Genomic DNA, 20,023 nt, shown 5'->3' on the forward strand with positions numbered 1-20,023 from the left:
GCCATCGTTGTCACAAACGGACCGTTTCTGTCCAGATTCGATCTCACGCCCCGAGCCGTCCTTCTCCAAACAGAGCGCACACCGCCTAGGCGGCAGCAACCACCCCTGTTGGAGAACTCGAATGAACACACCGCCAACCATCGGCACTCATGATGCCGTCATCGTGGGCGCCGGACTGTCCGGCCTCAGTCTCGCCTGGGAACTGAAGCGCAAGGGCATCCGCGCAGTCATCCTGGAGAAGGAAACCGAAATCGCCGCACCGTGGCAACGCCGGCATCCGCAACTGCGCCTGAACACGCACCGCAGGCTGTCGAGCCTGCCCGGTTACGCCCTGCCCAGGCACGGGCCGGCCTTTCCCTCTCGCGATGAGATCATTGCCTATCTGGAACGCTACGCGGCGCAGACAGACGCGGACATCCGGTTCGGCACCGCCGTGAAACGGCTGGACCGATGCGGGGACGATTGGGAACTGACCACCGACGCGGGCCCGGTGCGGGCGCGCAATGTGATCTTCGCCACCGGCAAGGAAAACACCCCTCGTATTCCCGACTGGCCCGGCAGGGCACGCTGGCGCGGCGAACTGATTCACTCGGCCGCACTCGGTGACGTGTCGCGCTACGCCGGCTTGGACGTGCTCGTCGTCGGCGCGGGCAATTCGGGCTCCGACGTCCTCAATCACCTCGCCGGCGTCGACACCCGCTCGCTCTCGGTTGCAGTCAGGCAAGGATCGGTGGTCGTGCCCTCGCGCCTGCTCGGTTTCCCGATGCAGCTTGCCGCGCCGATCATGGACGCGCTGCCGAATTGGCTCGTGGACCGGCTGCTATTCGACACCGAGCGGCTCGCCTTCGGCAGGTTGGAGCGTTTCGGCTTCCCGGTCCGCAAAGGTGGCGCCAGCCGTTTGCTCGCCGAAGGTGTCTCGCCGGCGATCGACAACGGTTTCATAGCCTCGCTCAAGGCGGGCAAGGCGTCCATCGTGCCTGCGATCGACCGCTTCGAGGAGGACGCCGTCATCCTCTCCGACGGGCGGAGACTGAAACCCGACATCTTGATCGCGGCGACCGGATACCGAACAGGGCTGCACGGCCTGCTCGACCACCTCGGCGTCCTGTCGGACCACGGCTATCCGCAGGCCGGTACCGACGGCGCGGCGATCGGCCAGCCCGGGCTCTGGTTCGCCGGCATGGCGCCTCGCATGAGCGGCTATTTCCGCGCCGCCAGCAAGAACAGCCCTGTGATGGCGGAGGCGATCTCGCAATGCCTGGCCGCGTCCCCGCGGCACGAACTCCTCAACCTTCGCGGGCCGGCGCCCGTTCTCAACCCCGCCGAATGATCGGCGACCAACCCGACCATGGAAAGGATCAAACCCATGTCACTCCCGCTTGAAACGCAATCCACACCCGACATGACCGAGGCGGCGGCGTTCGCCGAAACCGTCGGAAGCATCATCAATTCCGGGGCCATCTCGATCATGGTGTCGATCGGTCATCGCACTGGCTTGTTCGACCTGCTGGCCGACATGCCCCCGGCCACGTCACAGGACATCGCCGATCATGCCGCGCTGGCCGAGCGCTATGTGCGTGAATGGCTCGCCGTCATGGTGACAGGCGGCATTGTCGTTTATGACCCGGCGCGGCGGACCTATCAGCTACCCGCCGAACATGCCGCCTGCCTCACCCGCGCTGCCCCGCTCGGCAATCTTGCCGTCTATGCGCAGTTCGTCTCGATGGCCGGCTCGGTTCAGGAGAAGATCCTCGAGTGCTTCGAGACCGGCGACGGGCTTTGCTATCACGACTATCCGTGTTTTCACCGCATCATGTCGGAAGACAGCGAGATGACCGTGATCGCCGGTCTCTTCGACGCGATCCTGCCGCTGGTGCCGGGTCTGACCGAACGTCTCGAGGCGGGTATCGACGTGCTCGACGCCGGTTGCGGCTCCGGGATCGCCCTGGTCGAAATGGCGAAGCGCTTTCCGGCCAGCCGCTTTACTGGCTACGATTTGTGCGAGGACGCGCTTGCGACCGGTCGCAAGGCCGCAGCCGGGCTGGACAACGTCCGCTTCGAGGTTCGCGACCTGACAGGATTCGACGAACCGGAAAGCTACGATTTCATCACTTCGTTCGACGCGATCCATGACCAGAAGGATCCGCAGGGGCTGCTGAACGGCATCCATGGCGCGTTGCGCGCCGGCGGCACCTATCTCGTCCAGGATATCGGCGGATCGGCCAGTCTGGAGAACAATCTGGACTTTCCGTTCGCAGCCTTCCTCTACACGGCCTCATGCCTGCACTGCACGCCCGTCTCGCTCGGCCAGGGCGGTGAAGGTCTCGGCACGATGTGGGGATGGGAGACGGCGAAGCGGATGCTCGCCCAGTCCGGCTTCAAGGACGCGGCGATGCATCGCTTCGAACACGACCCGCTCAATGTCTGGTACGTTTGCCGGAAATCGCCCTGACGACAGATGCGCGATGGCCGGAGGCAACGCTTCCGGCCGTCTGCCTCTCCAGAGTGGTCCCCTTGGAGAGGACAGGAGAAGCTGCGTCAAAATAACATGACAAAAAATATCATGTTCGAACTTGACAATCTAACTCATGTTTTCTTGATAGGCTCGCATCCATAGGACAACGGAGCCTTTCAAATGTCCCTCTCAACCCTCCGGGCAGCGCTGCTCGCTGCCGGCGCGGTTTTCGCCGGCGCGTCAGCCGTCCAGGCCGACCCCGTCACCACGACCGACCTCAACGGCCGAACCGTGACACTGGACAAACCCGCCGAACGCATCGTCATGATCCCGATCCCGTCATCATCGACGGTCATCGCCCTCGACGGCACCACAGACCATCTTGTCGGCATGCACCCGTTGTCGAAGTCGGCGATCGAGGAAGCGATCCTCGGCGAGTTCTTCCCGGATGCGAAGGACATCGCTTCCGACATCATCGCGTCGGGCGGCAGTTCCGGCTTTTCGCCGAATGTGGAGGCCATCGCCGCGCTTCGGCCGGATCTCGTGGTGCAATGGGGCCATCAGGGCGAAGACATCGTCGCGCCGCTGACCAATGCGGGGCTGACGACCGCCCTGATCCAGTATGGCACCGAGGAGAAGGCGCGCGACATCATCAAGCTGCTCGGCACGCTGATCGGCAAGCCGGAGAAGCTCGACGAGATCATCGCCTGGCGCGACGACACCACGGCCAAGATCGAAGCCGGCCTCGAAGGCCTGTCCGACGAGGACAAGCCGAGCGTGCTCTATCTGCTGCGCGCACAGACTGAACTGCGTGCCTCCGGCACCGGCTCCTACAACGACTTTTACATCAATCTCGCCGGCGGGAAGAACGCGGCGGCGGAACTCCAGGGGCTGAAGCCGGTCAATGCGGAGCAGGTCGCGGCCTGGAACCCGGACGTGATCCTGCTCAACGGTTTCGAATCGGAACTCGATGTCAGCCGCATCTATGACGACCCGATTCTCGGCGCGACCAACGCCGCGATCAGCAAGCGCGTCTACAAGATGCCGATCGGCGGCTATCGGTGGGATCCCCCGAGCCAGGAATCGCCGCTCACTTGGCAGTGGCTGGCAACGCTGCTGCACCCCGACCTCTTCGACTTCGACATTCGCGGCGAAATCACCGGCTGGTACGCCAAGCTTTACGGCCAGACGCCGACGGCGGAGCAGATCGACGGAATCCTGCGTGTTTCGATGAATGGCGGCGGCGCCAATTACGACCGCTTCCTGGCGGACTGAGGCACGATGTCCGATACGGCCATCCATGCGCGCGGGCAGTCGCTGCCCGCGCGCGGCAGCGGCGCTGTCTGGCTTGCGGCCTTCGGCGGCCTTCTGATTGTCGCCATGCTGGTCAGCCTCGGGCTGGGACGGCTGTCGATCCCCCTGCCCACGGTCGCCGCGATCGTCGGCCACCTCGCGCTGCCGGTTCCAGAGAGCTGGACGGTGCTGGAAGAACGGGTCGTCCTCCTGGTCCGCGAGCCGCGCGTGCTGCTGGCGGCCCTCTCAGGTGCGGGGCTGGCGATGTGCGGTGCGGCTCTTCAAGGCATTTTCCGCAACCCCCTCGTCTCGCCGCAGATCCTCGGCATTTCGCCGGGTGCGGCCTTCGGCGGGGCGCTCGCCATCCTGCTCGGCCATGCCGGCGTCGTGCTGATCGGCTCGTCCTTCGTCTTTGGTGTCGCGGCGCTGGTGACCGTCGGTCTGATCGCGCGTATCGACGGGCGCACCGAGACGGCGACCATCGTTCTGGCCGGCATCATCGTCGGCGCGCTTTTCTCGGCGCTCGTCTCGCTTCTTCAATTCGTCGCCGATCCCGATTCGTCGCTGCCGGCGATCGTGGGCTGGCTGATGGGGTCTTTCGCCTCCGCCACTTGGCCCCGTCTTGCGCTCGCCGCCCCGGCCATCCTGATCGGCGTGATCGGCCTCTTCTTCCTGCGGTTTCGCGTCAACGTTCTGTCGCTGGGCGATGACGAGGCCCGCTCGTTCGGCGTTTCCGTGGAACGCGACCGCTGGATCTTCTTCATACTGGTGGCGCTGACCACTGGCGCCGTCGTTTCGGTTGCCGGGGTGATCGGCTGGGTCGGCCTCGTTGTGCCGCATGCCGCGCGCCTGCTGGTCGGTGAAGACCATCGCATTCTCGTCCCGGCCTCCGGGCTGCTCGGCGGCGCCTATCTCGTGACCGTCGACACGATTTCGCGCACCGCTACCGCAGCCGAAATCCCGCTCAGCGTTCTGACGGCGATCATCGGCGCGCCGGTCTTCGCGATCCTGTTGCGCCACTCCTGGCGAAAGGAGCATGCACGATGACCACACTGACCGGCGCCGGCGTGCGCTTCGGATCGCGGTGGATCTTCCGCAATCTCGACCTTCACGCGCCGGTGGGCCGCAGCCTCGCCATCCTCGGCCCGAACGGGCGCGGCAAGACCACGCTCCTGCGCTCGCTTCTCGGCTTCCAACCGCTGACCGAGGGCCAGCGCGACGCGCCGTCCGTGATCGGCTATGTGCCGCAATATGCGAGCCACGAGGTCGGCTATTCCGTTCGCCAGGTTGTCGCCACCGGCCGCGTCGCCCAGCGCGGCCTCTTCGCCCAGCCGACCGCGGGCGACATGGAGGCTGCCGATGACGCGCTCGCGCGTGTCGGCATGGTCGGTTTCGCGGAAAACCGTTTCGACTGGCTTTCCGGCGGCGAGCGCCAGTTGGTGCTGCTGGCCCGGGCTATTGCCACGGGCGCCACGACCCTCGTCCTCGACGAACCGGCCTCGGCGCTCGACCTGCGCAACCAGGACCGCTTTCTCGCGGTCGTCGATTCGCTTCGGGAGGACGGGGACCACGCGATCCTGTTCACCACCCACCTGCCCCAGCATGCTGCCGCGGTCGCAGACGACGCGCTGCTGCTCTACGGGCCGGAAGACCGCCTTCTCGGCCCGGTGGAGGACACGGTAACCGAGGACGCCATCGCCCGGCTCTACGGCATCCCTGTTCGGATCGTCGATTGCGACCTGCCGGGCGGCGCGCGCCCGGCCCGTGGCGTCATTCCCCTATTCGGTCAAGCCGGGAGCCAGGCATGAGCAGACACGCCATTTTCATCGTCTCGACCGACGCCCCCATGCCGGCGCAGTTCGTCGAGTTGCAGAGCCAAGGTCTCGTCCTCCCGGTGCGCCAGGACAGGCTGACGCCCGAAATCATCGCCAGCGCGGCGGGGCTGATCGCGACGGCCAGCGTCGACCAGATCGACCTGCTGTCCAAACGCGACGCCATCATGAAGCTGCTCGACACGGGTGGCCGGATGGTCGTCAACGGCCACGTCATGCGCCCGTTCATCGACGGATTGGAGACATTCGTGCCGCTGCAACATCCGGGCCGGGCGAGCTACACGTTGACCCGGCTTGCCGCGCATCCGGTGTTCGACGACATTCCCGCCAAGACGCTCGAGACCAATCGCGGCGTCGCCGGTTTCTACGGACGCGGCTACAACCCGCCGCCGCCGGGCGCGATCGCGATCACCGGGATCGGCCCGGATCAATTGCCGGTCGACTGGGTCTGGCAGCGCCCGGCCGGCGGGTCGCTGTTCGTCCATTCAGGCAATGATCTGTGGGGCGTCGGCGACGATGCACAGATCAAGAAGAAGATTGCGGAACGGCTGGTTGGCTGGTGCCGCGCCGCATCGCGCACGGAGGCGTTCGCATGAGCATCCTGGCAATCAATGGCGGCTCTGCCTACCAGATCGAGGCGGTCGAAGGGCGTCATGCCGGCTTCTTCGACGCCGCGATCAGGCCGGAGGAAATCGCCCGGACCGCCCTTGCCGCCTTCGACTGCGTCATCGTCCTGTGTCGCACGCCGGCCTGGCGCATGGAGCCCGTTGCAGACCGATTGCTCGCCTATCTGGATCGCGGCGGCACGATGGTTGCCATGGGCGAATGCCACAGCGAGCGCTGGCTGCCCGGCATCTCGTTCGAGCCGTGCGAGACGAATTTCTGGTGGTGGCTCACACCGGGCGCCGACCTCGGCACGCAGGTCGTCAAGCCGCAGCACGCCCTGTTCTCACACATCGGCGAGAACGACATTCGCTGGCACCTGCACGGCTCCTTCGACGCGCCCGAGGGCGCCGAGGTACTTGCGACGAACAAGGAAGGGCGCGCGATCCTCTATGTCGACGAGGTGACGACGCGCGGGCGGATGATCGTCACCAGCCTCGATCCCTTCTTCCATCACGGACACCATTTCATGCCGGCCACGACCCGTTTTCTGGACGGGTTTCTGCCGTGGCTTCAAGAAGACATCAAACGAAAGGCGGCCGCATGACGCGGGACACGATCACCGTTCTCGAGAACGAAAAGCCCCTCACCTACGACATCGACGCGCTGACGCTCTATCACGGCTACGGCTTTCCCGGCGGCGTGGCGCATGGCTTCCGCGTGATGCAGCGCGCCTTCGCCCTGCTGAGCTCGGACAATCCTCCCGAACGACGGTCGATCTCAGTGCGCACGGCCTTTCGTGGCCCCGGCGCGCGCGACGCATTCGAGATGGTTACGCGCTCGACGAGCGAGGAGCGCTACGTGATCGATGACGCGCTGGCGGAACCCGAGCGCGGCGAGACGCTCATGCGCTATGTCTTCCATGTTTCCTGTGGCGACGAGACTGTTCGCCTGCATATCCGCGACGGCATCGTGCGCGACGACTTCATCGCGCTAGGCCGCAAGCCGGATCGCACCGCGCAGGAGGAGGAACGCCTTGTCGACCTGAAGCGCGACATGGCCGAGCGGCTGTTCGCCCTGCCCGCCCACCAGATCTACGAGCAGTATTGACCGTCGGTCAGGCGAAGCCGCTTATCGCCCGCGGCCGGTAGGGTGCCTCGATCTCGGCGACATCTTCGTCGTCGAGAGAGAATTCGAGCGCCGCGAAGGCGTCGGTGACGTGGCTTTCCTTCGACACGCCGACGATGGGCGACGTCACGCCCTTCAGTTGGAGAACCCAAGCCATGGCGACGCGCGCCATCGGCACGCCGCGCCGCTCGGCAACGCGCTGCACGGCTTCGACCACCGCACGATCGACGGTGTTCGCGTCGGCATAGGCGTCCGTGAGACGCTGATCGGTGGTCGAACGCCCGGTCTCTTCGCCCCACGGCCGTGCGAGGCGGCCCGACGCCAGCGGCGACCAGGGCATGACAGCGATGCCGTCGTGGCGGCAGAGCGGCAGCATCTCGCGCTCCTCCTCGCGGTAGATCAGGTTCACCTGGTTCTGCATGGAAACGAATTTCGTGCCGCCGATTCGCTCTGCTGCATGCTGATATTTCAGGAACTGCCATGTATGCATGGAGGACGCGCCGATGTAGCGGACCTTTCCGGCTTTGACGACATCGTGCAGCGCCTCCATCGTCTCCTCGAAGGGCGTTGTCGGGTCGGCGCGGTGGATCTGGTAGAGATCGACATGGTCGGTCCCGAGCCGCGTCAGGCTTGCGTCGATTTCGTGCAGGATTGCCTTGCGGGACAGCCCGCGTCCGTTCGGCCCCGGCCGCATGGGCGCCCAGACCTTCGTGGCAAGAACGATCTCGTCGCGCGGCGCAATCTCCCAGAGTGCCTTGCCCGTGATCTCCTCTGAGGTTCCGCCGGAATAGGCGTTCGCCGTGTCGTAGAAGTTGATACCGCCCTCCCAGGCGGCACGGAACATGGTGCGGGCCGCGTCGAGATCGAGCGTCCAGGGTCTGAGTTCCGTCGGCGCGCCGAAGGACATGGAGCCGAAACACAGGCGACTGACGTCCAGTCCGGTCTTTCCGAATTTCACGTAGTCCATGGCATCCTCCCCCGATCAACGCTCAATCATCCCATAGATGATTTCGCGCCATCGTTGAAGTCATGTATACATATTGGAGTGCCGACGACGCCCTGCCCTCACGGCGTATCGTCGAGTTCTTCCTGGATCGAGGCGATGATGTCGGTGCGTTGAAGCGCCGTGTCGCCGGCGCGCGCGAGAAATGCGACGGCCAGCAGCCGCAGCGCACTGAACAGGCCGGTATGGGAGGGCGCGAGCCCGAAGCCGGCGACATGACAGGGCAGGACGACGCTTGAGAAGCGCTGCACCGTGGCAAGCGAACCATGGTCGGTAACCGTAATGACATTGGCCCGCGTCGTCTTGGCATAGGACAGCACCGAGCGCACTGTGCGCGCCAGCGGCTCGAGCGTGAGCACCACCACCGCGTCGCGCGGGCCCATCATGGCGAGATCCACCGACAGCGCGCCGTCCGAGAGGTTGAGCAACGACACGTTCGGCCGCAGGCGCGAGAACTGATGCTGGCCGTGGCGGGCAAGACTGTCCTCGGCGCCAGCCCCGCAAAACCACAGCCTCGGCGCATTGGCGATCAGCTCGGCTGCAGCCGTCAGGCGGTCGGAGCGCATCTCCTCGAAGGTGCGGGTCAGGTTGGAGATTTCGAGCGCGAGGTGGTCGCCGATGGCGCGCCCCAGCACCACCTTCTCGGACGCCGCCACCGAATAGGAATAGGGCTGCGTGCGATTGCGCTCCTCGCGCGCCTGGGCCTTCACCTCCTCGAAATCGGCATAGCCAAGCGACCGGAAGAAGCGCGCCGCGGTCGCCTTGGAGACCCCTGCCATACGCGCCAACTCGGTGGCCGAATGGGTTTCCACCACGCCTTGGCGCTTCAGGATTTCCTGGCCGAGCTTCTGCTCACTCGCGGTGAGGCGAGACATGCGTTCCTGAATTCTCAGAGCTAGACGTTGCGACATGATGCGGTTTCGATGCCCGAAAAAATACCGAATGCCAACTCTTGCATTTCTGAAACACTTGTTTCAATCTTATGAAACACTGAAACACCAAAGGGGATCGCAGTGTCGAAATCGAAACTGGTGCGCCAGCAGATCTGGGCCGGGCTGAAGGACGTCGCGAAACCCGATACGCGCTTTCACCTCAACTTCGCCGAGGTCATCCCGGACTTCGAAGGCTCGGAGCTCGCCACCGATCGTCTCGTCGAGATGGACGCCTACGGATCCTGCACAAACGCCTTCATCACGCCGGACAATTGCCTCGTCGATCTGCGTCGCAGGATGATCGAAGCCGAAATTCCCTTCGTCATGTCGACCTACGGCATCTATCGCGGCTTCCTCTTGATGGAGCCCGGCATGGTGCCGAAAGGCGCGGAACTCTACGCCGCATGGCTCGACGGCATGGAGCATTTCGGCCGGCCGATCTCGCTTGAGGAAATCGCCGGGCGCGGCCGCTTCGACCTGATGGTCACAGGCGCGTCCGCCGTCTCCGTCGATGGTGTGCGCTTCGGCAAGGGACACGGCTTCTTCGACCTCGAATGGGGCATGTTCACCGATCTCGGCATCGTCGACGAGGCCACGCCGGTGGTCGCCGTCGTCCATGACTGTCAGGTCGTCGAAGAGAAGCTGCAGCCGAGCGAAACCGACATCCTGGTCGACACGATCGCGACACCGACGCGCCTCCACACAGTGGAACGGCGCGCCAGGCGCCCAAAGGGTGTGCGCTGGGAACTGCTCGACCCCGAACAGATCAGCGTCACGCCGCCGCTTCAGGAACTGCAACGCATCAGGGGCCTCGCCTGATTTCCTTCCCAGACCGCCACCGCAACCAAATGGAGACCGCAATGAGACTTTCCATGGACAGACGCCACTTCATGGGCCTGATGGCCGGAACCGCAACCTTGCCTTTCCTGCCACGCGCCGCTTCGGCAGCAACACCGCTCACCATGCAGGCCGCCTGGATCAATGACGCCGAATTCTCCGGCTATTTCGCCGCGATCGACAGCGGTTTCTACGGAGAAGAAGGGCTAGACCTGACCTATTTGTCCGGCGGCCCGGATGTCATCCCGGAAAGCTCGATCATCGCCGGAAAGGCCGATCTTGCGCTGACGACGCCGGACACCACCATCAAGGCGATCGTCGAACAGGGCGCTCCTTTCAAGATCATCGGCGCGCAGTATCAGAAGAACCCGATCGGCATCGTCTCGCTGACGTCGAACCCGATCGCGACGCCGCAGGACCTCGTCGGCAAGACGCTCGCCGTTCCGCCGGTGAATGTGATTTCGGTGGAGGCGATGTTGAAGATGAACAACATCGATCCCGCCGACGTGAAGATCGTGCCCTACGCCTACGATCCGACGCCGCTGATCAAGGGCGAGATCGACGCCTCGCTCGATTTCACCACCAACGTGCCCTACACGATCAGCCTGCAGGGCGTGGAGGCGACGTCGTTCCTGCTCTATGATTTCGGCTACACGATCTACAACGACACTGTCGTCGTGACCGAAGACGTCCTCGCCTCCAAGCGCGCCGAACTCGTGTCCTGGCTGCGGGCGAGCCGCAAGGGCTGGGAAGCGAACTTCACGGATCCGGAAGCCTGGCCGCCGAAGTTCGCCGACAGCTGGTTCAAGGGCACGGGGCGCACCATCGACAACGAGATCTTCTTCAACAAGGCGCAACAGCCCCTCATGGAAGCGCCGGGCGGCATCTTCTCCATGACCGAAGAGGACATCCAGAAGAACATCGACGCGCTGGGCGCGGTCGGCATCACCGCAACGCGCGAGATGTTCGACACCACGCTGCTCGAAGAAGTCTGATGAACGACACGGCGGGCATCGCACTGACGGGGGTCTCCAAGACCTTCGTCGGGCGCGGCCGGACTGTCGAGGCGCTGAAAGACGCCTCGCTGTCCTGCCCGCCGGGGTCCTTCACCGCCCTGATCGGACCGTCAGGCTGCGGCAAGTCGACCATATTGCGGCTTGCCCTCGGGCTCGACAGCGCCGACACGGGCACGATCGCCATCGACGGCCTGACGCCGGAGAAGGCCACGAAAGGCGGCGTGACCGGCGTCGCCTTCCAGGACGCGGCGCTGATGCCGTGGCGAACCGTCCGGCGCAACGTCGCCCTGCCGCTGGAGGTGCTGGGCCGAGACGTGAAGGCTGCGCAAGACAGCATCGAAGCGCTCATCTCGATGGTCGGCCTCGGCGGCTACGAGGAATCCCTGCCGGGAGAACTCTCCGGCGGCATGCGGCAGCGCGTCGCCATCGCGCGTGCACTCGTCACGCATCCCAAGGTCCTGTTTCTGGATGAACCCTTCGGCGCCCTCGACCAGATCCTGCGGCGCCAGATGAACATCGAGCTGCAGCGCATCTGGCGCGAAACGGGATCGACCGCGCTGCTCGTGACGCACGGTATCGATGAAGCCGTGTTCCTGGCCGACCGGGTCGCGGTCATGCATGCCGGGCCCGGCCGCATCGTCGAGGTTGTCGATATTCCATTCGAACGCCCCCGCTCACCGGATCTCTTCACCTCACCGGATTTCCATGCGCTGACAGACCGCATCGAGGGCATCCTGCATGGCAAGTGAGGGCGCCGGTTTCCTGCACCGCCACACCGGTCTGCGCAACGCGCTCCTGATCCTGGTGGCCTGGGAACTGGTCGGACGGCTCGATCTGGTGGCCGGCGGCGCCCTTCCCGGCTTCACCGAGATCCTGGTGCGCTTCTGGCAGGATCGCGCCGACTACCCGCCGCATATCGCGGCGACGCTCTACGGCGCAGGCGCAGGCTTTCTGATCGGCAATCTGATCGCGGTCGCGGCCGGCGCGCTGTTCGTCCTGTCGCCGCTGGCGGCGCGGTTGGCGCGCGGCGTCAACATAGCCATCTTCGCCCTGCCGCCCATCGCCATCGCTCCGATCCTGACGCTGACCCTGTCCGGGATGGCGCCACGGATCGTGCTCGCAGCGCTCGGCTGCTATTTCGTCACGATGACGGCAACCGTGATCGGCCTGACACAGCACGATGCGCGTTCCGCCGATGTCATCCGCGCCTATGGTGGCGGCCGCTGGGACATCTTGCGCTTCGTGCAGGTTCGGGGCGCGCTGCCGGTGATCATGAGCGGATTGCGCGTCGCCGCGCCAAATGCGGTCCTCGGCGCCATCCTCGCCGAATTCGGCGGCGGAGGCCGCTGGGGGCTCGGCGCCTATCTGCTGGGCTCTCTCGGGCGTGGCGAACCCGCGCGCCTTTGGGGCATCGGCCTCGTCGCAACCATCATCGCCGGCCTCGGCTACCTCGTCTTCGCCGCCCTGTCGGCCCGCGTCCTGGGCGCGACGCGCGCCGTCAGCCTGAACACGGCCGTTCCGTCCGAGACCCCGGCATCGCTCGCTTTCGGCGAGACGCTCCTGGTCGGGGCGAGCGCCGTCGCCCTTCCGCTTCTCGCCTGGTGGGCCTTCATCAAGCTGACTGGCGTTCCCTCCCTCATCGCCAAGACACCGGTCGGCGTCATCGACTACCTGTTCTTCTCGCCCGCCTCCGGCAAGGCGCAGGCGCGCCTGCTGGCCGCCCTCGCAGAAACACTGCCGATCACCTTCGTGGGCATGGCGGCGGGTATCGGCGGAGCTTTCCTGCTCGCGATCTCGTCGCGGCTCTTCCCGAATTTCGTACGGGCGTTCATGCCGGTCGCGCTCGTGACCCAGACGATGCCGCTGGTCGCGCTCACTCCCCTGCTCGTGCTGGTGTTCGGACGCGGCATTTCCGTGACGCTCTGGATCACCGTCTCGGTGACGTTCTTTCCGGCCTTCGTGACGATCGCGCAGGGGCTGGCGCTGGTGCCGCGCACCGCCCTCGACGTGCCGCGCGCCTATGGCGCCTCGGCGTGGCGGGAGATGCGGCTGGTGTCCATTCCCGCCTCGATGCCGTTCGTCTTCGCGGCCACTCGGTTGACCGTGCCGCGCGCGCTGCTGGGCGTGATGATCGCCGAATGGCTCGCCACAGGCACCGGTCTCGGCAACCTGCTCAACCAGTCACGCGGTTATCTCGACTACGGCATGATCTGGACGGTCGCCGCAATCTCGGTGATCCTGTCGGTCGTATTCCATGAAATCGTCGCCCTGATCGAGCGGCGAACATTGGCCAGAATGGGTATGAAGTCCGAACAGTGATCGGGGCCACCGGTCATCCGGTGCCGCTCGATGCTCACTGTCCCTGATGCGCGGGGATCGCCTTCAGATAAGCGGCGATGGCGTCGCGGTCGGATGCCGGAAGCTTCGCCATGTTCTCCTGGACATCGGCCATCGAACCACCAACCGAATTGAAGTCCGGCGTGAAGCCGCTTTCCAGGTAGTAGGCGATGTCGGACTCGCTCCAGTCGGCGATCGTGCCGCCGGGCGTGATGTTGGGAATCCGGCCGCGACCGTCCGGGTTCGGCGCTCCAGCCAGCCAGGAGCCTTTCTTGAGGCCGCCGGCGAAATCGCGCGGCGTGTGGCACTCGCCGCAATGGCCGAGCCCTTCGACCAGATACTGTCCGCGCGCGAGCACCGCGTCATCGGCGCCGAGATCGACCACCGGACCGTCGTCACCGGCATAGAGCAACTTCCAAAGGCCCACGCCGCGGCGAACCGAGAACGGGAAACCGAGCCGATGCGGGCCCGGGTCGTTGTCCACCGCGGGCAGCGTCTGCATGAAGGCCCAAAGATCGGAAACATCCTGCGGCGCCATGCGCGCGTAGGAGGCGTAGGGGAAGGACGGGTAAAGATGGGAGCCGTCCGGGGCGACACCACGCTGCATGGCGTTGGCGAAGTCCTCCCGGCTCCATCCTCCGATGCCGTTGTCGGCATCCATCGAGATGTTCGGCACGACGAAATCGCCGAAATCGCTGGCCAGCACATGGCCGCCGCCGAGTTTCAGCTTGTCGTCGCCCTGCGCATCGTCTGCCGCGTGGCAGGAGGCGCATCCTCCGGCCCAGAAGACAAGTTCACCGCGCTTCGCGTCGCCGTCGGGCAATGCCGCCAGCGTTTCAGGCGACAGGGTCTTCGGCGACGTCAGCAGATAGAAGGCAAGCCCGCCCGCAATCGCGGCCAGAATGACAATCAGGGCGAGCTTGCGAATCATGGGTACCGTCAGCGTGTCTGGTAGCCTTCATGGCAGCTTCTGCAGCTGCCGAGAACGGGGCCGACCGCGGCCTTGAAGGCGTCAAGGTCGGCCGGGCCGGACCGGCCCGAAGCCTCAACAGCGGCAGCGGAGGCGGAGGCGAACTTGTCGAGTTCGGCCTGCCAGCCGGCAGCGTCTTCCCAGATCTTCGACGACGCCTTCGTGTCGGCGGCCATGTCGCTGCCGTCGGGGAAATAGTCTCCGAAGGTCTGCGAAACGGCATAGAGCGCGGTGATCGCGTTCTTGCCGACCGCCGGATTGTACTCGATGTCGCCCTTCATCAGGCCTGCGGCGACGCCCGCAGCGCCGCCATTGGCCTGCATCAGCGCCTTGCGCGTTGCGACCGGGTCATCTGCCGCAAAGGCGCTCATTGTGGCCGCCGCGACCAGAGAAAGGGTCAGAACTGTTTTCTTCACGGGGGATTACCTCCTGGAACTCGTTGCACTCCTACGAGAACCGCAATCTGCGACAAATGTTCGATCACAGGGGATCACGCTTGCGTGAGTACCCGCGACAGTTTGTCAACAAATAGGAAACGCGGCCCCGCATCGCTGCGAGGCCGCGTCGAAAGAAGAGCCGCGAGACGGATCAGGCGGTCGCCGCCTCGTACATTTCGAGCACATAGTCCCAGTTGACCATGTTGTCGACGAAGGCCTCGAGATACTTCGGACGCGCGTTGCGGTAGTCGATGTAGTAGGAATGCTCCCACACGTCGACGCCGAGGATCGGCTTCGCGCCATGCACCAGCGGGTTTTCACCGTTCGGCGTCTTCATGATCTCCAGCTTGCCGTCCTTGACCGCGATCCAGGCCCAGCCGGAACCGAACTGCGTCACGCCGGCATTGATGAAGTCGGCGCGGAACTGGTCGTAGCCGCCGAGGTCGCTGTCGACCGCCGAGGCAAGCTTGCCGGGAAGCGAGCGGCCGCCGCCGTCCTTCTTCATCCATTTCCAGAAATGAATGTGGTTGTAGTGCTGGCCGGCATTGTTGAAGAGGCCCGGGTTCTTTCCATAGGACTGCGTCACGATCTCTTCGAGCGACAGGCCGTCCATGCCGGCTTCAGCAGCAAGCTTGCTGCCGTTGTCGACATAGGCCTTGTGGTGCTTGTCGTGGTGGAATTCCAGCGTCTCCTTCGACATGTACGGCGCGAGCGCCTCGTAGTCGTAGGGAAGTTCGGGGAGCGTAAAGGCCATTGGGGATCTCCTTTGAAACGTATCCTGTCAAAAACAGATGCGGCGGCAATTGGTTCCGCCCGTGCGAGAGACACATAGAAGTCCCGCCCCGGTACGGCAACAAAGGCCGCAGACTTTTTCTCCACGCCTCAGGCGTGCGCCCACTCCCAATAGAGTTCGCGCGCCTTGGCCGCGACCGGTCCCGGCTGCAGATCGCGATCCTCGATCCTGACGATCGGCACGACCTTCGAGTGATTGCCGGTCGAGAAGATCTCGTCCGCCTCCATGAAATCACGGATGCTCAGCGTCTTTTCCACGGTCGAGAAGCCATATTGCGCCAGCAGGTCGATCGTCCGCGACCGGGTGATGCCGGACAGGAACGTGCCGTTGGGCGCGGGCGTGAAGACCTGCGAATCCTTGACCATGAAGACGTTGGACGCGCCGGTCTCGGCGACGTTGCCCAGCATGTCGAGGACGAGGCAGTTGTCGAAGCCGCGGCTCTTGGCCTCCAGGATCGCACGACCGTTGTTGGGATAGAGGCAGCCGGCCTTGGCGTTGGTCGGCATCGTCTCCAGCGTCGGACGGCGGAACGGCGACACCGTCACCGAGAAACCCTGCGGCGCCAGCATGGGCGCCTCGTAGAGGCACAGGCAGAACCGCGTCGAATCCGGATCGGCCGGCACCGACATGTAGCCGCCATGCTCGGCCCAGTACATCGGCCGCACATAGACGGCCGTCTTGCCGTCGAATTTCTTGAAGCCCTCCAGGCTCAATGCGACGATCTCCTCGACCGTCATGGTCGGCTTCAGGCCAAGTGCGACCGCCGAGGCGTTCACACGCTCTGCGTGGCGGTCGAGATCGGGAGCGACACCCTCGAACCAGCGCGCGCCGTCAAAGACCGACGAGCCGAGCCACATCGCGTGGGTGCGCGGGCCGACGATCGGGACATTGCCCTCGAACCAGTCGCCATCGACATAGGTCCATGTCGCGGTTTGCGCCTTGGTATCGACCGCCATCTTTTCCTCCGGTTGCGTGACCAGCGAAAGGCAAACCGGATTTCCGTCAAAACGTCAATGAGTCGGGCTGCCGCAGCCGCGACATACAGCTATTGACCGTCCCGCCTTCTTTCATCAAAGTCTGCGCGAGCGAGATATCGGATGCAGTTCAAGACCTTCGTTTTCGACGCCTACGGCACATTGTTCGACGTACATGCGGCCGTTCGCAGGCATGCCGACACCCTGGGGCCGGACGGTCAGCGCCTGTCGGAATTGTGGCGCACCAAGCAGCTGGAATATTCCTGGGTGCGCACGATGATGGGTTCCTACACGGACTTCTGGCGGCTGACCGAGGAAGCGCTGGATTTCGCACTCGCCGTCATGCCGCAGATCGACCCCTCGTGCCGCGACACGCTGCTGGAAGCGTATTGGCGGCTCGACTGCTATCCCGAAGTGCCGGAGGTTCTGGCGCGCCTGCGGGATCGCGGCGCGCGGACCGCCATCCTGTCCAACGGCTCGTCCGACATGATCGCGGCGGCAGTCGATTCGGCGGGCATCGGCGACCTGTTCGACGCCGTGCTCTCCGTCGACGCGGTGAAGATCTTCAAGACGGCGCCGGAGGTCTACCAGATGGTCACCGACACGTTCGACATCCAGCCGGCCGAAGTTTCCTTCCAGTCGTCGAACCGGTGGGACATCGCAGGCGCGCACAGATTCGGTTTTCACACGGTCTGGATCAACCGCGCCGGCCTGCCGAACGAGTATCTGAACTACGGCCCGGCAAGCGAAGTAAGTGACCTAACGGCACTCTAACCGTGTTGCGCGTGTGTTGCGGCACTGCAACGGTGAGGCGGCTTCTGACGCCTGTCGTCGCGTTGGACGGTGCCGTCATGAAATTCCGCTCTATCTTTTTTTCGAAACCGGCTATGTGCTTTGTGCCAATCAAAAGAGCTGCGCACCGCGCCCACGCAGCGTTATCGCCACGGAACGATGATGAACGACATTTCACGCCGCAGCTTTCTTTCTGTTTCCGCCTCGCTGACCGCCGGCCTTGCCGTCACCGCCTGCACGACGACGCCGAGCGACGAGAACACGGAGCCCCGGTTCACCGGACGCGCGCCGGTGTTCCCGGATTTCGCCACCATGTACGCCTCGGTGACCGATGGCGGTTTCACCATTCCGGCGGTGCCCTACACGAAGATCCCGTCGAAGTTCCTGCGCCAGGTCGTGCCGTCGCCGGCCGGTGAGGCGCGCGGGACGATCGTCGTGGATACGAGCGCCCACTTCCTCTATCTCGTGCTCGGCGGCGGCCGCGCCATTCGCTATGGCGTCGGCCTGGGCCGCGCCGGTTTCGCCTGGTCCGGCCGGGCCGAGGTCGGTGCGCGGCGGGTGTGGCCGAAATGGTTCCCGCCAGACGAGATGATCGACCGTGATCCGAAGCTCGAGAAATACCGGATGAGCTACGACCGCGCGAACGACGAGTATCTCGGCGGCATGGAGCCCGGCATCCGCAACCCGCTCGGCGCACGCGCGCTGTATCTCTACCAGAACGGCAAGGACACGCTTTACCGCCTGCACGGCTCGCCGGAATGGAATTCGATCGGCAAGTCAGTCTCGTCGGGCTGCGTGCGCCTGATGAACCAGGACATCATCGATCTGTACAGCCGGGTTCCCAAGGGCACGCCCGTCCTGGTGCGCTGACCGCTGCCAGTTCGACGCCGGCCATGCGCCGGCGTCCTTCTATCGCAGGTTCTTCTTCAGGCTTCCCAGGATGCCGCGCACCAGAGCGCGGCCGAGTTGCGTGGACACCGACCGCGCGAGAGACTTCATCGCCGCTTCCGTGACCGTCTGGCGACTGGACGAACGCTTCGTCGTCGTGCGGCTGCGCGATGTGGATGTCTTGCGCCGATCGTCCGACCCGTCGAAATCAGGCAGCGTCCAGCGCGAATCGCGCTCGTCGCGGGTCTCGGCACTCTGCTTCTCGCGCTCGGCGGCTTCCGCTGCCTTTTCGGCGCGCGCCTTCAGCATCTCGGCGGCCGATTCGCGGTCGATCGTCTCGTCATACTGGCCTGCGACCGGGCTGAGCTTCATCAGGTCGCGGCGCTCGTCGTCTTCCAGCGGCCCGAGCCGGGAGGACGGCGGACGCATCAATGTCCGCTGCACCACGCCCGGAATGCCTTTCGCTTCCAGCGTGGACACCAGCGCCTCGCCGACGCCGAGTTGCGTGATCGCTTCGTAAGAGTCGAAATCGGGATTGGGCCGGAAGGTTTCGGCGGCGACCTTCACCGCCTTCTGCTCGCGCGGCGTATAGGCGCGCAGCGCATGCTGGACTCGGTTGCCGAGCTGCGACAGGACGGAATCGGGCACGTCGAGCGGGTTCTGCGTCACGAAGAACACGCCGACGCCCTTGGAACGGATGAGCCGGACGACCTGCTCGACACGCTCCAGAAGCACCTTCGGCGCCTCGTCGAACAGCAGATGGGCCTCGTCGAAGAAGAAGACCAGACGGGGCTTTTCCGGATCGCCGACCTCGGGCAGTTCCTCGAACAGTTCCGACAGGAGCCACAGCAGGAAGGTGGCGTAGAGGCGCGGGTTCATCATCAGCTTGTCGGCGGCCAGCACGTTGATGGCGCCGAGACCGTCGCGCGTGGTGCGCATCAGGTCCTTGATGCGCAGCGCGGGCTCCCCGAAGAAATGCTCGGCCCCTTCCCTCTCCAGCACCAGCAGCGAACGCTGGATCGCGCCGAGCGAAGAGACATGGACATTGCCGTATTCCAGCGAGATTTCCTTGCGGTTCTCGCCGATATGCACGAGCAGCGACCGCAGGTCTTCCAGGTCGAGCAGCAGCAGGCCTTCCCTGTCGGCGATCTCGAAGGCGATGTTGAGAATGCCCTCCTGAGCGTCGGAGAGATCCATCAGCCGCGACAGAAGCAGAGGCCCCATTTCGGAGATCGTCGCACGGATCGGGTGGCCCTTCTCGCCGAACAGGTCCCAGAAGATGACGGGGAAATCCTGAAACTCGTAGGGATCGAGCTGAACGGCCTCGGCTCGCTTCAGGAGGAAGTCCTTCGCCTCGCCCTTCGTAGCGATGCCGGACAGGTCACCCTTCACGTCGGCGCAAAAGACGGGAACTCCGGCATTGGAGAAGGCTTCGGCGAGGATCTGAAGGGAGACGGTCTTGCCCGTGCCGGTGGCGCCGGTGATCAGGCCATGCCGGTTGGCATAGCGCAGCGCCATGAATTCCTGCTTCTGGAAACTGTCGTCCGGCGTGCGGCTGGCGCCGAGAAAGATCCGGTCAGTCACGTCCCACATGATCGCCTCGTTCCTCTGGATCGGTGTCATCGCGTATAGTCGTGGCGGCCGGCAACGGCAATGCCGCGGGAAACTTCGCCGGACATCAACAATCGGCTTTACGGCGCCCGGCATTCTGCATATTACGTAAACGTCAAAAT

The 20,023-nt window shown here is 64.7% G+C and carries 21 protein-coding genes; 14 read left to right on the top strand and 7 right to left on the bottom strand.

All coding sequences use genetic code 11. From position 1 onward, the window contains the following. Positions 1-121 precede the first annotated feature (121 nt). The 8 genes from MRY80_RS00785 (at position 122) to MRY80_RS00820 (ending at position 7,293) form a co-directional block, all read left to right on the top strand. On the top strand, positions 122-1,330 hold the full coding sequence (locus MRY80_RS00785; protein ID WP_293286932.1) for an NAD(P)/FAD-dependent oxidoreductase: 1,209 nt from the start codon (positions 122-124) through the stop codon (positions 1,328-1,330). A 36-nt stretch (positions 1,331-1,366) separates the two neighbouring features. Continuing rightward, positions 1,367-2,452, top strand: a complete 1,086-nt coding sequence (locus MRY80_RS00790; RefSeq protein ID WP_293286934.1) for a class I SAM-dependent methyltransferase — start codon at positions 1,367-1,369, stop codon at positions 2,450-2,452. A 183-nt stretch (positions 2,453-2,635) separates the two neighbouring features. Further along, positions 2,636-3,730, top strand: a complete 1,095-nt coding sequence (locus MRY80_RS00795; protein WP_293286936.1) for an ABC transporter substrate-binding protein — start codon at positions 2,636-2,638, stop codon at positions 3,728-3,730. A gap of 6 nt (positions 3,731-3,736) precedes the next feature. Continuing rightward, positions 3,737-4,795: an iron ABC transporter permease gene (locus tag MRY80_RS00800; RefSeq protein ID WP_293286938.1), complete on the top strand. Its 1,059-nt coding sequence runs from the start codon at positions 3,737-3,739 to the stop codon at positions 4,793-4,795. Then, positions 4,792-5,556: an ABC transporter ATP-binding protein gene (locus MRY80_RS00805; protein WP_293286940.1), complete on the top strand. Its 765-nt coding sequence runs from the start codon at positions 4,792-4,794 to the stop codon at positions 5,554-5,556. Before MRY80_RS00800 ends, MRY80_RS00805 begins: the two co-directional genes overlap by 4 nt. Beyond that, entirely contained in the window at positions 5,553-6,176 is a 624-nt protein-coding gene (locus MRY80_RS00810) for a hypothetical protein (RefSeq protein ID WP_293286942.1), read from the top strand. The genes MRY80_RS00805 and MRY80_RS00810 overlap by 4 nt, the downstream gene beginning before the upstream one ends. Beyond that, a complete protein-coding gene (locus MRY80_RS00815; protein ID WP_293286944.1) occupies positions 6,173-6,790 on the top strand; it encodes a hypothetical protein in 618 nt (205 codons plus the stop codon). The genes MRY80_RS00810 and MRY80_RS00815 overlap by 4 nt, the downstream gene beginning before the upstream one ends. Then, on the top strand, positions 6,787-7,293 hold the full coding sequence (locus tag MRY80_RS00820) for a hypothetical protein (protein WP_293286946.1): 507 nt from the start codon (positions 6,787-6,789) through the stop codon (positions 7,291-7,293). Before MRY80_RS00815 ends, MRY80_RS00820 begins: the two co-directional genes overlap by 4 nt. A gap of 7 nt (positions 7,294-7,300) precedes the next feature. Here MRY80_RS00820 and MRY80_RS00825 read toward each other — a convergent pair whose 3' ends face one another. Both MRY80_RS00825 and MRY80_RS00830 read right to left on the bottom strand, forming a co-directional pair. Then, positions 7,301-8,278 (bottom strand): aldo/keto reductase, encoded by a 978-nt coding sequence (locus MRY80_RS00825; RefSeq protein ID WP_293286948.1) that lies wholly within the window; start codon positions 8,276-8,278, stop codon positions 7,301-7,303. A 98-nt stretch (positions 8,279-8,376) separates the two neighbouring features. Further along, entirely contained in the window at positions 8,377-9,225 is an 849-nt protein-coding gene (locus tag MRY80_RS00830; RefSeq protein ID WP_293286950.1) for a MurR/RpiR family transcriptional regulator, read from the bottom strand. 102 nt (positions 9,226-9,327) lie between these two features. Here MRY80_RS00830 and MRY80_RS00835 point away from each other — a divergent pair, with 102 nt between their 5' ends. Genes MRY80_RS00835 through MRY80_RS00850 form a run of 4 tightly spaced genes read left to right on the top strand, consistent with a single transcriptional unit; the run spans position 9,328 to position 13,418 of the window. After that, positions 9,328-10,065, top strand: coding sequence for a 5-formyltetrahydrofolate cyclo-ligase (locus tag MRY80_RS00835; protein WP_293286952.1), 738 nt, complete (start codon positions 9,328-9,330; stop codon positions 10,063-10,065). 53 nt (positions 10,066-10,118) lie between these two features. Further along, entirely contained in the window at positions 10,119-11,078 is a 960-nt protein-coding gene (locus MRY80_RS00840) for an ABC transporter substrate-binding protein (protein ID WP_293286954.1), read from the top strand. Continuing rightward, the gene (locus tag MRY80_RS00845) at positions 11,078-11,848 is read left to right on the top strand and encodes an ABC transporter ATP-binding protein (RefSeq protein WP_293286956.1); all 771 of its coding nucleotides are present in this window, start codon (positions 11,078-11,080) and stop codon (positions 11,846-11,848) included. Before MRY80_RS00840 ends, MRY80_RS00845 begins: the two co-directional genes overlap by 1 nt. Next, complete coding sequence (locus MRY80_RS00850; RefSeq protein WP_293286957.1) at positions 11,838-13,418, top strand: ABC transporter permease subunit; 1,581 nt, start codon at positions 11,838-11,840, stop codon at positions 13,416-13,418. The genes MRY80_RS00845 and MRY80_RS00850 overlap by 11 nt, the downstream gene beginning before the upstream one ends. Positions 13,419-13,452: 34 nt before the next feature. On the opposite strand, the gene MRY80_RS00855 is transcribed toward MRY80_RS00850, so the two are convergent. The 4 genes from MRY80_RS00855 to MRY80_RS00870 form a co-directional block, all read right to left on the bottom strand. Then, the gene (locus MRY80_RS00855) at positions 13,453-14,367 is read right to left on the bottom strand and encodes a cytochrome c (protein ID WP_293286958.1); all 915 of its coding nucleotides are present in this window, start codon (positions 14,365-14,367) and stop codon (positions 13,453-13,455) included. Between the two features lie 8 nt (positions 14,368-14,375). Continuing rightward, entirely contained in the window at positions 14,376-14,822 is a 447-nt protein-coding gene (locus tag MRY80_RS00860) for a cytochrome c (RefSeq protein WP_293286960.1), read from the bottom strand. Between the two features lie 172 nt (positions 14,823-14,994). Then, positions 14,995-15,597, bottom strand: coding sequence for a superoxide dismutase (locus MRY80_RS00865; RefSeq protein ID WP_293286961.1), 603 nt, complete (start codon positions 15,595-15,597; stop codon positions 14,995-14,997). Between the two features lie 128 nt (positions 15,598-15,725). Continuing rightward, positions 15,726-16,592 (bottom strand): branched-chain amino acid aminotransferase, encoded by an 867-nt coding sequence (locus MRY80_RS00870; protein ID WP_293286963.1) that lies wholly within the window; start codon positions 16,590-16,592, stop codon positions 15,726-15,728. 141 nt (positions 16,593-16,733) lie between these two features. Here MRY80_RS00870 and MRY80_RS00875 point away from each other — a divergent pair, with 141 nt between their 5' ends. Next, positions 16,734-17,384, top strand: a complete 651-nt coding sequence (locus MRY80_RS00875) for a haloacid dehalogenase type II (RefSeq protein ID WP_293286965.1) — start codon at positions 16,734-16,736, stop codon at positions 17,382-17,384. A 180-nt stretch (positions 17,385-17,564) separates the two neighbouring features. After that, positions 17,565-18,272, top strand: coding sequence for a L,D-transpeptidase (locus tag MRY80_RS00880; protein WP_293286966.1), 708 nt, complete (start codon positions 17,565-17,567; stop codon positions 18,270-18,272). Between the two features lie 39 nt (positions 18,273-18,311). Here MRY80_RS00880 and MRY80_RS00885 read toward each other — a convergent pair whose 3' ends face one another. Next, a complete protein-coding gene (locus MRY80_RS00885; protein ID WP_293286968.1) occupies positions 18,312-19,913 on the bottom strand; it encodes a helicase HerA-like C-terminal domain-containing protein in 1,602 nt (533 codons plus the stop codon). Between the last annotated feature and the right edge of the window lie 110 nt (positions 19,914-20,023).

The organism is Oricola sp., assembly GCF_022763245.1.
Taxonomy (GTDB): Bacteria; Pseudomonadota; Alphaproteobacteria; order Rhizobiales; family Rhizobiaceae; genus Oricola.